This is a genomic window from Cytobacillus sp. FSL K6-0129, assembly GCF_038007625.1.
Taxonomy (GTDB): domain Bacteria; phylum Bacillota; class Bacilli; order Bacillales; family Cytobacillaceae; genus Cytobacillus; species Cytobacillus kochii.
The window spans coordinates 3,311,926-3,327,529 of record NZ_JBBOXM010000001.1 but is presented as its reverse complement, the minus strand read 5'-3'; the positions used below and the strand labels follow the sequence as shown (position 1 = coordinate 3,327,529).

22 protein-coding genes are annotated in these 15,604 nt (G+C 37.7%); 4 read left to right on the top strand and 18 right to left on the bottom strand.

Annotated features, from left to right (window positions below; all coding sequences use genetic code 11):
- Positions 1–93: 93 nt before the first annotated feature.
- The 12 genes from MHI57_RS16730 to MHI57_RS16675 form a co-directional block, all read right to left on the bottom strand.
- A complete protein-coding gene (locus MHI57_RS16730) occupies positions 94–339 on the bottom strand; it encodes a hypothetical protein (protein WP_095371008.1) in 246 nt (81 codons plus the stop codon).
- Positions 340–557: 218 nt separating this feature from the next.
- Positions 558–878 carry a cytochrome C biogenesis protein gene (locus MHI57_RS16725; RefSeq protein ID WP_095371009.1) on the bottom strand — a complete coding sequence of 107 codons (321 nt, stop codon included), beginning with the start codon at positions 876–878 and terminating at the stop codon, positions 558–560.
- A 10-nt stretch (positions 879–888) separates the two neighbouring features.
- On the bottom strand, positions 889–1,071 hold the full coding sequence (locus MHI57_RS16720) for a hypothetical protein (RefSeq protein WP_095371010.1): 183 nt from the start codon (positions 1,069–1,071) through the stop codon (positions 889–891).
- 161 nt (positions 1,072–1,232) lie between these two features.
- On the bottom strand, positions 1,233–1,424 hold the full coding sequence (locus MHI57_RS16715; protein ID WP_340977348.1) for a hypothetical protein: 192 nt from the start codon (positions 1,422–1,424) through the stop codon (positions 1,233–1,235).
- Between the two features lie 292 nt (positions 1,425–1,716).
- Complete coding sequence (locus MHI57_RS16710) at positions 1,717–3,393, bottom strand: acyl-CoA dehydrogenase family protein (RefSeq protein ID WP_340977346.1); 1,677 nt, start codon at positions 3,391–3,393, stop codon at positions 1,717–1,719.
- Complete coding sequence (locus tag MHI57_RS16705) at positions 3,390–4,895, bottom strand: class I adenylate-forming enzyme family protein (RefSeq protein ID WP_095371012.1); 1,506 nt, start codon at positions 4,893–4,895, stop codon at positions 3,390–3,392. Before MHI57_RS16705 ends, MHI57_RS16710 begins: the two co-directional genes overlap by 4 nt.
- A complete protein-coding gene (locus tag MHI57_RS16700) occupies positions 4,888–5,271 on the bottom strand; it encodes a MerR family transcriptional regulator (protein WP_340978640.1) in 384 nt (127 codons plus the stop codon). The genes MHI57_RS16705 and MHI57_RS16700 overlap by 8 nt, the downstream gene beginning before the upstream one ends.
- 127 nt (positions 5,272–5,398) lie before the next feature.
- The gene (locus MHI57_RS16695; protein ID WP_322910250.1) at positions 5,399–5,596 is read right to left on the bottom strand and encodes a hypothetical protein; all 198 of its coding nucleotides are present in this window, start codon (positions 5,594–5,596) and stop codon (positions 5,399–5,401) included.
- Entirely contained in the window at positions 5,583–6,092 is a 510-nt protein-coding gene (locus MHI57_RS16690) for a phosphoribosylanthranilate isomerase (RefSeq protein ID WP_340977345.1), read from the bottom strand. Before MHI57_RS16690 ends, MHI57_RS16695 begins: the two co-directional genes overlap by 14 nt.
- Positions 6,093–6,341: 249 nt before the next feature.
- Entirely contained in the window at positions 6,342–7,040 is a 699-nt protein-coding gene (locus tag MHI57_RS16685) for a hypothetical protein (protein WP_340977343.1), read from the bottom strand.
- 82 nt (positions 7,041–7,122) lie between these two features.
- Entirely contained in the window at positions 7,123–7,437 is a 315-nt protein-coding gene (locus MHI57_RS16680) for an antibiotic biosynthesis monooxygenase family protein (RefSeq protein ID WP_322910247.1), read from the bottom strand.
- A gap of 24 nt (positions 7,438–7,461) precedes the next feature.
- A complete protein-coding gene (locus MHI57_RS16675) occupies positions 7,462–7,899 on the bottom strand; it encodes an HTH domain-containing protein (protein ID WP_328199829.1) in 438 nt (145 codons plus the stop codon).
- Between the two features lie 60 nt (positions 7,900–7,959).
- On the opposite strand from MHI57_RS16675, the gene MHI57_RS16670 reads away from it, so the two are divergent.
- A complete protein-coding gene (locus MHI57_RS16670) occupies positions 7,960–8,148 on the top strand; it encodes a hypothetical protein (RefSeq protein WP_224938304.1) in 189 nt (62 codons plus the stop codon).
- Positions 8,149–8,153: 5 nt separating this feature from the next.
- On the opposite strand, the gene MHI57_RS16665 is transcribed toward MHI57_RS16670, so the two are convergent.
- Genes MHI57_RS16665 through MHI57_RS16655 form a run of 3 tightly spaced genes read right to left on the bottom strand, consistent with a single transcriptional unit; the run spans position 8,154 to position 9,741 of the window.
- The gene (locus tag MHI57_RS16665) at positions 8,154–8,711 is read right to left on the bottom strand and encodes a DUF4256 domain-containing protein (RefSeq protein WP_095371020.1); all 558 of its coding nucleotides are present in this window, start codon (positions 8,709–8,711) and stop codon (positions 8,154–8,156) included.
- A 15-nt stretch (positions 8,712–8,726) separates the two neighbouring features.
- Positions 8,727–9,272, bottom strand: coding sequence for a hypothetical protein (locus tag MHI57_RS16660; protein WP_340977340.1), 546 nt, complete (start codon positions 9,270–9,272; stop codon positions 8,727–8,729).
- On the bottom strand, positions 9,265–9,741 hold the full coding sequence (locus MHI57_RS16655; protein WP_095371022.1) for an NUDIX hydrolase: 477 nt from the start codon (positions 9,739–9,741) through the stop codon (positions 9,265–9,267). Before MHI57_RS16655 ends, MHI57_RS16660 begins: the two co-directional genes overlap by 8 nt.
- A 131-nt stretch (positions 9,742–9,872) precedes the next feature.
- On the opposite strand from MHI57_RS16655, the gene MHI57_RS16650 reads away from it, so the two are divergent.
- A complete protein-coding gene (locus MHI57_RS16650) occupies positions 9,873–10,586 on the top strand; it encodes a class I SAM-dependent methyltransferase (RefSeq protein ID WP_340977338.1) in 714 nt (237 codons plus the stop codon).
- 50 nt (positions 10,587–10,636) lie between these two features.
- Here MHI57_RS16650 and MHI57_RS16645 read toward each other — a convergent pair whose 3' ends face one another.
- The 3 genes from MHI57_RS16645 to MHI57_RS16635 all read right to left on the bottom strand — a co-directional run bounded on the left by MHI57_RS16645 (position 10,637) and on the right by MHI57_RS16635 (position 13,243).
- Positions 10,637–11,392: a class I SAM-dependent methyltransferase gene (locus tag MHI57_RS16645; protein WP_340977336.1), complete on the bottom strand. Its 756-nt coding sequence runs from the start codon at positions 11,390–11,392 to the stop codon at positions 10,637–10,639.
- Between the two features lie 17 nt (positions 11,393–11,409).
- Positions 11,410–11,730 (bottom strand): hypothetical protein, encoded by a 321-nt coding sequence (locus MHI57_RS16640; RefSeq protein ID WP_340977334.1) that lies wholly within the window; start codon positions 11,728–11,730, stop codon positions 11,410–11,412.
- Positions 11,731–12,478: 748 nt separating this feature from the next.
- Complete coding sequence (locus tag MHI57_RS16635) at positions 12,479–13,243, bottom strand: hypothetical protein (protein WP_340977333.1); 765 nt, start codon at positions 13,241–13,243, stop codon at positions 12,479–12,481.
- Positions 13,244–13,407: 164 nt separating this feature from the next.
- Here MHI57_RS16635 and MHI57_RS16630 point away from each other — a divergent pair, with 164 nt between their 5' ends.
- Complete coding sequence (locus tag MHI57_RS16630; protein WP_340977331.1) at positions 13,408–14,541, top strand: CamS family sex pheromone protein; 1,134 nt, start codon at positions 13,408–13,410, stop codon at positions 14,539–14,541.
- Between the two features lie 116 nt (positions 14,542–14,657).
- A complete protein-coding gene (locus tag MHI57_RS16625; protein WP_340977330.1) occupies positions 14,658–15,344 on the top strand; it encodes a DUF1796 family putative cysteine peptidase in 687 nt (228 codons plus the stop codon).
- Positions 15,345–15,604: the final 260 nt, after the last annotated feature.

The following is a 15,604-nucleotide window of genomic DNA, read 5'->3' as shown; positions in this document are numbered from 1 at the left end:
ATATATCATCTTGCTTTAAGACGATATACCTCCTAAATAATAGCACAGTCTAATTCTTTTATAAAGGCGGGGAGCCACAAAGATTTTTTCTGCTTACACACTGGTTAAGAAAAAAATAATAAGAGAAAAACTTAATAAAATGAGCAGAATAGTATGAAGGAAAATGCCAATCACACTGCATACTTTTCCAGCAGAAATTAACTTTCTTTCTTTAGGTCCATTAATATTGCACAATAACTTTGATGCATAGATGCTTCCAAAGATACCTATAACAAGTCCAATATACGGTGTGATGATAGAAAGTATTCCTAAAATAAGAGAGAGATGAACTTTTGACAAATGCACGCCTCTTTTCAAAAGTAAGCTTATAGTTCATCATATTACACAATAAGTCTTTATATACGGAAAAATGGATTAAATGATGAGAGAGGTTCATTCTAAGAGGTTTTCGATACAATTTGTGGATTCGAATGAACAAGGTAAAAACTTCACCAACCTAGCCATCATCAATAGACCCAGGTTGGTTATAATCAGGCCTTGTTTAAATCCCTTCTATATTAAACGAACACCGGATGAAAATAGATCACTGGCTCTTCATATGGGTGAATGCGTTTGATGATTGTTTTCACTTCTTCCATCCGGCTATATAGGCAACGAAATTCCATCTTACATTCTGTCCCAAACGAGATGTTCCCAATTTGACCTAAGTAAGGATTAGCGTCTTCTAAAGGTCTATAGTAACCTTTTACCTCTGAGTAGGATATAACCTGATCATAATTCCCCACTGTTAATGTTCCTATTGCATTCAATTCATCTCTTAATCTCACAATATATTCGCCTGGTATTAATACTTCGACTTTTACAAATTCAAATATCATGAAGTTTCACCTACCATTTAAATGACACGCTTTGAAAAAGTGAAATCGTCAATATCACTGTTGTTAAAGTGCCAGCAGTCATCAAAGTAATCAACTTCGAGCGACTATTCTCCGTTTTTAAAACTTCATTCGATACCGCAAGCCAAATAACGATAGATGCGATTGCAATAATTGATAGCATTCCTGTAGACATCTTTCATCCCCCCCAGGATTTTTTTTAGACTCTTCTCTACTATTCTATACGATTTTGTGAGACATTTAGTTTCAAAAAGTAAAAATTAGTCTTAAGTCTGATTCAGGGTTAGGGCATTAGCATGAGTTGCATTAAGGTTTTTGTTAAAACAAGCTGTTATTTTAATTTTTCGCTGGTGGCTTGGTATTATCCGCCTTGCTATGTTCGCATTTTTGATTTAACAACACATCCTTGTAGTTTTCATTACTCTTGTGTTCATATCTCTGATTTGACAACACTTCTTCGCGTTTTTCTTTACTCTTGTGCTCGTATTTCTGATTTGGCAACACTTCTTCGCGTTTTTCTTTACTCATGTGTTCTTATTTCTGAATTACAAACACATCCTTGTGGTTTTCTTTACTCTTGTGTTCTTATTTCTGATTTGGCAACACTTCTTCGCGCTTTTCTTTACTCTTGTGTTCTTATTCCCCATTTCCCAACACTTCTTGCCCTCCTTCCACCCATTTGAGTGGACATTCTCTTTTGAGCAAACTTACTGGCGAATTATTTAACCCTTTAATCCCCTCCCTCGATATACAACCCTACCTGATCTCATCCCCCTACCCAAATAAAAAAACATCCCTAGCACTCTAGGGATGCAACTGATTATATAACGATCTTACTTAACTCCAAAACCCTTGTTTCTTCTCCATCAGCATTCCCCCAAGTTTGCTTTAAGTAGAGTTCGGCAATCGCTTCATATTTACCCTTAAATTTCTGCGCATATTCTAATGCGATGACACTTTCATAAAGATGAGCCATTTTTTCCATTAATGGTTTCGCTTGAAGTTGCTGCACGAGGGGCTCAGCTTTAGCGAATTGTTCCAGCTGTTGTTTCACTTCAGCAAACTTTACTTCAACGAGTGCGGTCTGTTCACCTTTAGCTAGTAAAGCAAATCGATCAAACGTTTGATTGATAAATAGTTCGTCGGCAGAGAATTTATTAACGAGACGGATTAATTCCTGACCGAGTATGTTCGCCGTGCCCTCCCATACTGTTAGCACTTGGGCATCTCGTAAAAGCCTTGGGGTGATAAAATCCTCTATATAACCGTTCCCTCCATGCAACTCTATTGCTTCATGGGCAAAATGAATCGCATTTTCTGCTGATTCTTTTTTCAAAAGGGCAATATAGAGACGGTGTAGAATAACCGCCGAATCGCTTGCCTCACCCGCTACAACCTTGTCGTATAGTTCTACTAAATCAAAAATTGCGGCGACCTCTACCTCAAGCTTTGCCTTAAGTTGAGAAAGTGTTTGTTGAATCATTGGCAAATCAATCAACTTTTGACCGAACGCTTCCCTTGCCATGGCATACTGCTTTGCTTCCTCATACGCTCGCTTCATGATGCCGCTTGATGCGACAGCATTACATATCCGAGAAAGGTTTAATGCTTCCATCATATAGTAAAAACCTTTTGATTCATCGCCGACTACATAGGCAACACTACCATCAAATTCTACTTCTCCAGATGGGACAGCACGCACACCCAATTTATCTTTTAATCTTCTAATGCGAAGATGGTTTAGCTCGCCATTGTCTTGTTTCCACGGAACAGCGAACAATGTTAATCCCCGCGTTCCTTCTTTGGCGCCTTCCTTTCTTGCTAACACCATTGCTACACCACATTGGCCAGCATTGGAAGCAAAGTATTTCTCACCATACAACCGGTATTGTCCCTCTTCTTTTACTGCTCTCACGACATTTGCACCTACATCTGACCCGCCTTGCCGTTCAGTTAAAAAAGTCGCTCCCTCGTATAATTCCTCATCAGCATTTGTTGCACACACATGCGGTAAGAAGCGTTTCTTTATTTCTTCATTTCCATAATGATCCAATAGATAGGCGGTCGCCATTGATAAAGTAACTGGACAATAAAATCCTGGCTCTGTTTGAGAAAGGAGATACCCTTGCGCATAACTGTAAATATAGTTGCCTTTTCTACCAAGCTCAGGGATTTCCTTATGCACATAGCCCACCATACCCGTACCGTATGATTCTTTTACTGTTTGTTTGTAGCCGCTATTCACCCACACTTCAGAAACTTCTTCACCATAGCGGTCATACTGTTTTAGCACTGGTTGTCCTTCTCGATCAGTGTATTTAGCACGTTCATCAATCGGACCAGCACATTGCGCGCCGTACGCTGTTAATTTTTCAACTGCGTAATCAAAAAACGCAGGAGGAAGCTTTTCTTTTAAAATATGAAGTAACGTCTCGTCTTCTTTGAAAAAATTAGTTGCATAGCCGCTCTTCTTTTCCGGTTCCTTTAATACTTTCATACTTGCTCCACCCCTTCTTTTAACACTCTTTTTAATATTTTCCCTGACGCATTTCTTGGCAACATGTCAACTTGATGGTAGGAACGTGGGATTTTATATTTTGCTAAATGGTCAACAAGGAATCGATTGAGCTCCTCACTATTTACATCTTCTGTTGCTGAGAAGATGGCTGTTACTGTTTCTCCCCATTCACGGTGTGGGAGACCGATAATCGCAACCTCTTGAATAGTGGGATACTTCATCATAACGTCCTCGATTTCTTTCGGATAAATATTTACACCACCTGAGATAATAACATCCTTTTTACGATCGACTATCCAAATATAGCCTTCTTCATCCCGTCTTGCTAAATCCCCAGTCTTTAACCAGTCACCGATAAATGTTTCTTTTGTTAATGCCTTATTTTTGTAGTAACCAACCATGTTGCCTTCTCCACGCAAGACAATTTCTCCAACTTCACCTACCGGGATCACTTGACCGTGTTCATCAACAATTCTTAACTCCGTATGAAGGGGTGCTCGCATACCAATGCTACCCGTCTTTTCTCCATGCTCTTCAGGTAACATGATGGCGCCACTTGGTCCTGCTTCCGTTAAGCCATACACACTTGTTAGTCGATCCGTGTGAAATCTTTCAGCAATAAGATCAATTTGTTCCTTGGCAAGCGGCGCTCCTCCGTAAACCCACCATTTCATCGATGATAGGTCGTAGTTTTTTAATTCTGGGTGTTGTGCGGTCAGTAAATAAGCGACCGGTGCACCAAAAAAGTGTGTTGTGCGATGTGTTGCAACCGCTTTCAAAAGAAGGTCTGGCGTAAAGGTAGGAGTAATGACAACTGCTGCCCCGACAACGGTTGCTGACATGAGGAATAAATGTAGAGGGGCTGAATGCGTTAAAGGCATCATTAAAAGCATTTTACTATCTGGTTTTACTTCCATTTCAACAGCAATCATTTGCGCCACTGTTAAAATATTGCGATAGCTAAAAAGAACACCCTTAGGATCACCTGTCGTTCCAGATGTATAAAGAATGGTACTGTAGTCATCTTCCGTTAGATTACACTCAACTTCTTTTCCAGGAGAAAGGGCCAATAACTGCTCAAAGCTTTCCCAATTCTGCGCATGCTCTCCCGTTTTAATCTTCAATGGTACTTTTTCAATACTCTCAACTGCTGAAAAAATAATCTCATGTGCGAAAATAGCTTTCGCTTCACAATGATCGACAATGTACTGCACCTCATCCAATGTGAACTTGGCATTTATCGGTATAACAACAGCACCCACTCTTTGCACAGCAAAATAGGTAATGATAAATTCAAATGTATTAGGCATAAACAAACAGACATTGTCTCCTTTATCAATTCCTCTTTCCAATAAACCGTTTGAAAGCGCATTTACTTTATCGTTTAACTCTTGAAAAGTAAGACTTCCTTCAAAACCGATTACTGCCTGTGCTTGAGGATACTTCCTGGCATTTCTTGCGACTAATTGCGAACTATTCATGACGATCCCTCTCTTCTACTAGTTTTTCGAGCCTTTCACTAAAGCTCTTCTTCAAAGACAGCAACTCTTCTTTCATTTCCAACAGTTCTTCAATGGCTTGATCAATTTGCTGGATCCGCTGATTACCATAAGTAATCGTACGTTCTAACTGGGCCATACCCGTTCTGTCATAATCAAATAGCAACACCATTTCTTTAATTTCTTCCAATGAAAAACCATACCGCTTTCCACGAAAAATCAACTTTAACTTGGCACACTCTTTTTTTGTATACAAACGATGATTGCCTTCAGAACGAGTCGAGCTAATTAACCCTAGCTCTTCATAATAGCGAATCGTCCTTGTAGAAACATCAAATTTTGCAGCTACTTCACGTATTGTCTTCAGTCATCAGCACCTCCTTTTTCTTAGTATACAATTGACGTTAACGTTAACTTCAAATGTTTTTTGTATATTATCAAAATTCTTATATTTAAACAAAAAAGAATGATATCTGTCTTAGATATCATTCTTCTCTGTTCTTATGCTTTTTTTTATTCCAATCAAAAGGAATGTTGGTCCATTCAAAAAATAGATACCCAAGAAACACCAACAAACTTACCATTATATTCTCAAACCAAGAAATGGGCTGACTACTTATTAATTGCCATATCGTTCCCGTTAAAAAGAATATCACCGCAAAAGAAAGGCTATTCTTTAGCATGATATCCCCCCTTATGTAAATAAGTTATTTTCTCCCTATCTTTATCATTATTTTGATCAGCACGATAACTATCTTTAGAAGAAGCTTGATAAACCTTTAAATATTGCTCGTGATTTAATAAATAATACTTACTATTTTCAACTTGTTGTAGCATTAATTCTGCTAAGGGAATTCCAGCAAAGCTAGGTAACGTATCGATAATTCCAAACTCAACCGACAAACCCTCTTTCATAAATTCATGTTCATGCAAATCGACTAATTGATATCCCAGCGATACCATCACATCAACAATCTTTGGCCACTCAAAAACATTCTGATCCGGAGATACTGCCCACCCTCTGTCATCACCTGGCACATGAATATCTAAATCTCTTGCTTGCCAATCCACTCCTGTCAAAAGCTCAAGCCCCACCGAACCCATTAACAAAGGAATGATATTCACTTGATTCAGCGCTTCTGTTATTCTTAAAAACTCTTTGAATTTAGGATTGTTCACATGTGGCCCTCCTTTTCCTTTGATAATGATTTAAGATTACTAGATTATGTACATTTTACTCTCATATCTTGCTGCGATTTTCTGCGATGTATGCCTTTCGCTTTGCTCTTTCCTGTTGGCTTTGATTTTCTTTTTGTTTTGCTCATATTTTGTGGAGACTCTCAATTAGTCCTGATTTCCTCTTTTGCCCGACTCATTTCTTATTCAGGCTCTCGATTAGTTTCAATTTGCCTCATTTGTCATAGCATCTTACTTAAAATAATAAGAGTGAAGGATGAGAGACATGATATACTCTGATCGATCATCGGTTACATTTATCGATTGTACATTACTTATCAAATGATTACGCCGCAGTAAGCCTTCTTTCTTGTTATCTCTCATTAGCGAGATCGATGAAGTAACCGTCAATGCATTTGTGGCCCAGGTTTCCTCTTCTATTTCAAAAAAAATCACTTCCTTCAGCTTGGACATATTTTTCACATTCATTACTGTGTTAGCTTTGCCAATTACGATACCATTTTTGTAAATCAGCCATTGCTCCTGTTGAGAAAACCCCCGACTTCTTTTCCAACGTACATCAAAGGAATCCTCTTCTATATATATGCGCAAAGATAAATACCAGCGTAAATCAAAGATATCACTCACAACATATTGCCATCTCTGCGTGAAATATTGCTGAATGAAACCGCGTTTTTCCTCACCCTTAAAAAGCGGCTTTTTATTCAACAATGTTCGTTGCAGATGATAAAACGACCACCCGTCTTTATCAGGAGGTTGATAGTTATCTTCTTTTCCAGCCATACGTTTACTTACTAAATAAATAATAAGCGCGGTTGTTGGGAATAAAAATATCGTAGCCCAATGCCATAGGTTAAAGGCATTAAACAGTATGAAGTGTACAATCAAAATGAACGATAGCAAAACAAATAGTAAATTTAACTTAATCAAACAAACACCCCTTCGTTTACATACGAAAAAAATGGTAAATAGTTTCAATTCTAAATAAAAAAGCCTACTTCTAAAGTAGACTTCATCGTTCAAAACCATAACTCTCTTCCACCTTGCAAATACGCACCTGATAGTTCTCATACCAGTCCGATTTTCCTTTTTCCTGTGCGACTTTATGAGCCGTATGGTCTTTCCACCTTTTAATATCCTCAAATGTTGCCCAATATGAAACTGTAATTCCTAATTGTGAGTCTCTGGCACTTTCGATCCCGAGGAAACCTTCTTCCTTTTGCGCTAACTCCTCCATGGCCAATGCCATTTTTTCATACCCGTTATCGCCAATTGTCCTTTTGGAAGTAAAGATCACAGCATAATATGTTGATGGTAGCTCCTGCATGATTGACCTCCAATAAATGAGATATTATTTACAAATATAATGTAAAAATAGTACAGGCACAGCTAGTTTATATTTCGTTTCAACAGACACCGAGTTGCCATCAGCAAGAAAATTCTTGATGTCTTCTTCGCTCACTCTTGTATAAATAGAAATCGTTTTGACACTAATACCATAATTTGTTTGCAAAACATCAATGACCGCGTGCAAACGACTATCCACATCACAAGCAAACATGCCAGAAGTTAATAAAGCTAAAAGGTGATCGAAGTCCATACGTCTATCTACATCATGAAGCTCTCCCCAATCACAAGTACTATCTTTTTTTCTATACTTCTCTATAGCCATCTGATTAATGCCAGAAATTTTCTCTAGTGTTTGCGCATCCATTCTCAACTCATTCATCAACACGGTGATAAAATCCCTCGGGTCATTAATGGAAAAAAGCCTTTGTGGATCTTTCAAGTACAGCACCACCTATTTGTATATAATGGTTATAATTATCCATTTTGAGGAGGTTTTTCTATGAATCAGACTGTTACATTCTCCATGCAAGTTAAAGGAATGTCTTCACCACTTACCGAAACCTTTACGCTTAAAGAACTATCTCTACATAAACAGATGTCAACCGAAGAACTAGAGAACAGAGTAGATGCCATTTTTCAAACGTGGGTTTGGAGTCATATCAGCTTTTCTCGAACGATTAATCATTAACAAAATCAAACCCTTAATTCACCACGGAAACCTCTAGCCCCGTAGTATGAATCGGCGCCGTTATGGTAGACAAATACATGATCATAGCGGCGGTCACAAAATAATGCACCTCCGAGGTTTCTAATATTCTCTGGGGTCTGTATCCAGCTAGATGTTTTAAGGTCAAAATTTCCTAGCTGCTGCAATGATTCATACTGTTCTTCAGTAAGAATTGTAATGCCCATCTCATTTGCTAAATCCATCGCGCTCGTTTCTGGCTTATGTTTTTTTCTTGCCTCAAGTGCCTCTCTGTCATAACAAACACTGCGGCGCCCCTTTGGACTTTCTTTTGAACAATCGAAAAAGAGGTACTCGCCTGTGGATTCAACATAGCCCACCACATCAGGTTCACCTTCTGTTCTCTCCATTTCATGAAGGGACCACAGCTTGTCCGGCTGTGCAACTAGTTTTTCTTGCACGTTCTCCCATTCAATACCTTCATGTCTTTCCAAATTCTTCTCAAACCGCAATTTTAAAATGGATAATAACTCTTCTTGGTTTTCTGCTGATAACTTTTTAGTCATTCTTTTTAACCTTCCTTATCTCATACTTTTTCGTACGAATTGTAGTAGTTTTTCTTTTCCATGTAAGCATTGCTCCATCGTTACAATACAAAAATATGGTTGACTCATCAAGTCCCCTAGGAAGCAATCATCATATATAACCTGCACAAACAAGGTTTGCCTCGGGGAAGACTCAGGTAAATCACGATAGATATTTCTTATCTCTTCATCTACTGTCTTTGTGACGGCCAGTTCCCCCGTTAGACTCTGCCACCATACTTTAAAAGATTGATAAACTTCATTAAAGCTTGTATGATCCATAAACAAGCCTTCAAAAAAGAAGTTTTTATGATTATAAAATAATTTTTCTCCATTAAATCGATTCTCCGCCACAAGCTGAACCGTTTCTGCCCACTTCTCTTTATAGCTATCTTCAAAGTTTTGACTAAAAGCATACTCTCTAATCATATATGGAAATCTGTGCTCACTCTTTTTCGTCTGATTACCATATATGTTTTGAATATAGATAAAAAAATTCAACGCAGGGCAGGCTTCAGTCATGATATAGAATCCCTTATTCATCTAGCCACCACCTGACCTCCAATTGTGTATACGGTTTTACTTTTACAAAATGCTTCTCAATAAAAGAAAGCACGCAGTCATTGCCAGGCACAGTTATTTGCTGAAGTGCCTCCTTGAATGTGAACCAGGCATAATCGCTATGCTCTTCGTTCAATTTCACCTGCTCTTCTTCGCCAACAAAGCCCACAAAAACCGGCGCCATATAGATAAAATCACTTTTTGGATGATAGTACTGCTCAAATGTATTGCTGACATATAAACGAATATCCGTTAGGCCCGTTTCTTCTCTCACTTCTCTTAATGCTGCTTCCCACGCCTTCTCATCCTCTTCAATAGCACCACCGACATAGCACCATTCGCCATGAAAAGGCTCTGTATTCCTTTTCATATGCAGGACCAACGTATCATTCTCATACTTTTTTAATAAAACTACGGCTATGCCATTACAGTAAATGGGGAGATTCGTCATAGAAAAACACCTCACTTATTTATTCGATTAGATAAAGCCATTTCCTTTAAAGGGTTTGCTTTTACTAGTGTCGAAATTGAAATATACAATTGTAAACCTTTATTTACTTCCAAAGGAGACTGGACACTAAGATGATACCTTTGATATATGACCAAATGTACAAAATTGGACCGGGAGATAAATTTTTATTATCTATCATTAACAATTTACAGACTCATCATTTAGCAGATTTAGGATGTGGTACAGGGAGATTAACGAGTTACTTAGATACGAAGGGATATGAAATTACAGCAATTGATCCCGATAATGAGGCGATCGACGTCGCTAAAGGTAAAGGGTTAACAAATGTCCAATGGCTCGTAGGCGATAGTCGACTCTTGCAGGCAAACACATACGATGCTGTCATCATGACAGCAAATGTTGCCCAAGTATTTTTAACAGATGAAAGCTGGGCAAAAACGCTTTCTGATATCCATCAGGCTTTACAACCTAATGGCTCCCTTATTTTTGATTGCCGCAACCTTCATGCAAAAGAATGGGAAAACTGGATGGAGGATGAGACACCTGACTATACAAATCATCCCTATACTGGAGAGAAACTTACCATTATTTCTTCCTATGAAGGAATGGAAGATGATATTTTCACCTTCTATGAGACTGTTCAGTATTGTGACAGCGGTGAACTCATCACTAGGAGAAAGCATCAAATAAGGTTTCGCACGCTCAAAGATATTGAAGGCTCTTTAACAAGAGCCGGGTTTACGATCAAATCATGTTACGGAGATTATCAAGATAAACAAGCGAATGATGATTCCGTTAGTTTTGTTTTTCACTGTATGAAATAAAGTGAGTAAAGTCAGTGGTGTGGTCACTGGCTTTTTTTAGCATGCTTGCTCTATTTCGCTACTGCCTCAAATGTAATCGATTGATGAGCATTAGTAGGATATAGCCCTTGTTCATAATCGGCTGAAATAATGATGCTGTGGAAACCCGTTGCCTCAAGAATGGTCTTAAACTCTTCGACTCCATACCAACGGAGAGGAAAATGTTCCAATTCTGTTTGTATCAGCTGCCCATCTCTCCATTTTTCATAACGATGGTGAGAAACTGTGTACTGTTTTATATAATCGACTTCAATCACCTTTTTCTCCAACGTAATTACATCGCCATTTTCTGTTCTCCATGTCTTAGTCGATGCTTGATTTAGAGTAACGTCCGGTTGTAAAAAAATATCTACGATCAACTTTCCACCTGGCGAGAGATGGTGGTGGAAATTCTTTAATGCCTTTATAGAGTCCTCTCGTTCATGCAGCAACAGAAAAGTACCTGTTGGAATAATTATCGCTTCATATTTTGTTGGTAAACTAAACGACTCCATTTTCCCGCTAAATACATTGGTCTCAAGCCCCCTTTCTGCACAATGACGCCGACATATACGGAGCATCTCATCTGATACATCAAACCCTTCAACCGTAAAACCCGCTTCTAAAAGGGGAATAAGCGTCCTCCCCGTACCCACTCCAGGTTCAAGAATCCTGCCTTTACAAGTAGCTAATCTATCTCGGTAAAAGGCAATGTCTCCAAATGTTGAACCTATATTTTTATCTAAATCATATACTTCAGCAGAAAGTTTACTATAATAACTTAACAATGACTCTCACATCCTTCCTAAAGGAGCATGTCTAATTTATTTTTACTAGATGAATAATAATAAATGTCTTTACCTTTACTCTTTGCGTATTGTATTTCCTTTCGTGTACTCTCTCCAATGTATTCATCCTCATTAATTACATAAATGGCGTCACTCAAATCAATCTTTCTTAAATGTAACTCTTGTAGCATATGTAACTTCTCATTCGATAAATAAATGTCATCACTATGTTCAAAGAAACCAAGACTTAAAACGATATGACCATGGTAAGTCAATGTCGCTTCTGTATGTATAAATTGTTGTTTAAATTTGGTTGAACCACAAAGTGTTATTATCAACCGCATACCCCTCTCATTTAGTCATTTAACAAATTATACTATATTACTAAATATTTAGAAATTTAAACAACGAGTACTGATTTCGTGAAAGATTATAAGAAGGCTGAACCCCTCGCGTTAGGTTCAGCCTTTTTAGTCTTTATTAAGATAGGTAACCCTATTTGCCGTTAACATTTCAATTGCACGATTGTAAATAAAGTATAAAAGATGTAAAATTACACTAAAAAAGAAGGTGTTTTGATTGAAAAACAAGCTGTGAGTTTTCTTATTAACTATTAGTCTACTGCTGAACATATATTACTTCTGCAAATGGTTCTTATTAGAACAATGGTCTGCAGCAACAAGAGAAGAAGCTATTATTTTAAGTGAAATGATACTAAAAACGGTTGAAAGTGAGGATTACTTAGCTTTAAGGGAAAGAGAAAAAATCATTGCCATCGAATCAGATATTAACAAGTTTAAAGGTGGCGTCTTCCCGTATTATATGGAAGTCAGCGTTAGAACTGAGCAACAAACGTACCTATTTTATTGCAGCGATAAGCAATGTTCGAGTATGGAAAATGGAGGTTTAAGTTATTCCATCTATGAAGAGGAAAAACCGCGCCTTCCATTTCAAAATACGGACTAATAAAAATTACTACAATCCAAAATAACCTAATTTATAAAGCTCGAAAGGAGAGGGATGATAAAAAACCTATTTACAGGCGTGTATTTGAACCAAAGCACGACAACCACGGCTCATGTCGTATTATTTATTTTGAAAAGCGTGATATAGCTTTAACATCTCCAACAGAATTTCTTTATTATAACCCGTTTTTTCATGAATTTTCATTACCCACTCATCGATACCAACTAATGGACTGTCTTTTATTAGTCCATGATTCGTGCTCAAAAAGCTAATCCAATTTGTAAATTCCCAGTGTGCTACTTCTGTTTGATAGGGAACTCTACATTCGAGTAAGGGAGTGGGCTTAATGAGATTTTGCGAATGTTCAGCTGCATGGAGAAAAACATCACAATCAATCGGGCGTGTATCATATATTTGTTTTGATTCTTTCCCATTTGGTCTATGATAGCGCACCTCAACCATATATTCATTCGGTATCATTTGTATATTAGCACCTGGGAAAAAACCGCCAAGTTTCTCACTTGTGAAATTTTCTCGTTTCTTATCTATTAACACCGGATTTAACCACTGATCCCCCAAATCACATAAGTAGCGGCCACCATCATCGTCCAGTGCAATCACTGCTACATGGGCATTTACTGTCCCTAGATGATGACCGATTGGAAATGCTTGAATCTTTGCTTGTCGAAAGGCATCCAACAACCAAATGGCTAAATCAAAACAATTACCCGCCAGGCCATATTGCTCTCTATGTTCCTTCATTAAGGATAGCTCTCTTTGCTTTCTCTCACTCCCCTTTTGGTAATGCCATATTTTCGTTAGATTTTCCATCGGGAACGTATTAAATTGTTCCCAAACACGCTGAATACTTTCGGTTGCTCTCATTATTATTCACATCCATCTTTCTTTTCTAACCCTTTCTATTCCACCTTTCATTATCCTCCTTTTTCAAGCAAGCTATGAAAATATCATTTGTACATAATGTCATTATATGGTACCTTTTATTTGCAAGATGATTGGTTCAAAAACATACAAACAAGGAGTTAACCATGAGAAGGCTTCTACTACTTACACTTACACCATTACTACTTATTACGCTAACAGCATGTATGAATAAGGACGAGGAAGAAACCACGGATCAACCCGAAGATATCGTCATTCCAACGCAAATTGAGAATAATATATTCAAAGTCAAGCAACCGTTTGAGCCAGCTAAGGCACGAGGTGCAATTACAGCAAATGTGTCTAATAACTACGATATCACTGAGATTGAACTGGGGTTGATGGATATCACTTCTGAATATTTTTCACCAGAAGACCACCTTTATCAATCAGGGCAATACATAGATAGTGACTTGCTCAATGAATTACTTGCTAGAGAGTCTAATGATACGCCTAATGGGCTGAACCCCAAAATGAAAGCAACAAAAGATCGACTGGAAGATGAGGAAAAAACCCCTAAAATCATCTCTCATATTCACGAACAAAATTACTTAAATGAAAAAGGTAAAGTTGTTGGGATTTCATTAGCTATTTCTATCAATGATTACTACCATATTCGGGTAATGGATGATGCCGGATTAGTTCACACAGGTGAAGTAAGAGTGAATGATGTTTATAAAGACAAGAGTTACAACGAAAAATATGCGAAAAACATCGCCAAAAATGTTATTTCTGCCGTTAGAGGGATTGAAAATGTCCCTAACGTACCAATTATCTTATCTATCTATGAAGAGGCAGGCCAAAATGAAATTACACCTGGCCAATTTCTTGCTCATACTTATATTGATAAAGGCAAACAAGGTATTGGCAGCTGGGAAGAGATTGAAAAAGACCAATATGTCTATCCTTCAGATGAATTAAATGAAGTGGATAAAAGTCTCCATGATAGTCTCAATTATCTATCAGATGACCTTCTTACCTACTTCACAAATTTAGATTTGAGATTAAACGGCGATATTAATTATGAGCATGATAATTTAACAAATATAGAATTAAAAATCTATGCACCAGGTATTTCAAAGGCAGAGTTAACGAGCATCCTTAACTTTTGCGGTACGAAAATTAATTCTATAGCAGGCGACCATGTCCCCGTCTCCATTCGCATCATCAATGTAGATGAAGAACTTGGGCTCATGATTTGGGATACAGAGAACAAAGAGATCTTAACGGAAATATTATAAAAGTAGGGCTTCTTCTTTTTTAAAAAAGGAGGAGCCTTTTCTACTGCATTTAACTGTTTGTCCAATCACTTCCTCTTCTTTATTAATAAAATAATTATAAGTAAAGGAGTGATAACTTGAAGCTATCAGAAACAAAAGGCGTATATGATCTCGTTGTAAGTTTAGGCTGTTGGTGTGGTCCTGCCATCTTCACAAAAGAGCATCACTTAAGAAAAAATTCATTCCCTTTTGATTGGGTACAGTCGCCATATCTTAACATGGTCAATCAGCTACTTAAAAACAGGTTTAAAAATTACATGGAAAAAGATCACATGGAGGAAAAGAATATTACCGCACATTTCGTCCATGAAGGACAAGTCATTTATGAAGAAGGAGGAACCACCCCTGCAAGGGCTCATTTTGTTCATGACCGTCTATATCAAATTGATTCTGTCCACGATTTCCCTATGATTGCCAACCAACAGTGGACAGATCAGTACCCAGCATTCAAACAAAAACTCAACAAACGCATTCAAAACTTTCTCACAAAAATACAAACTAGCAAAAAAACCTTATTCATCCGATATGAATGGGAAATTGCAAAATACGAAGACATTATTGAATTGCAAACGACTCTCTCCAAAATTACCCGCGGCCCCTTCAACCTCATTATCATCCAACAAGTAAATGTACCATTAGAACGACCACTCATTGATGAGGAATGGCCACATGAACGAATCTGCTTCGTTAAAATACCCGTTAACCATCATTATGATAAACAAATATGGAATGAAATCCTTACTGATGTGAGTTTGAGGAAGTAAAGACAGTCGATAATGCACTGTCTTTTTTATTTAGTACTTAGATATCGAAAGGAATTAAGTGTGTAGCTATATTTTGCTCACTGCGTCTCTCATCCCTAGACCAATTGGTTTGATTTTCTTATAAATGATGGTAAATTCCGTTTGTTCGGCTTTCGTGAGTGGTTTTCCTTTAAGTGACGTGCAAATCCAGTTTGCTCAGCTTTCATTGAGGGGTTTGGGTTTGAGTGATTCGCAATTTCATTTTGCTATCCTCTCGTTGG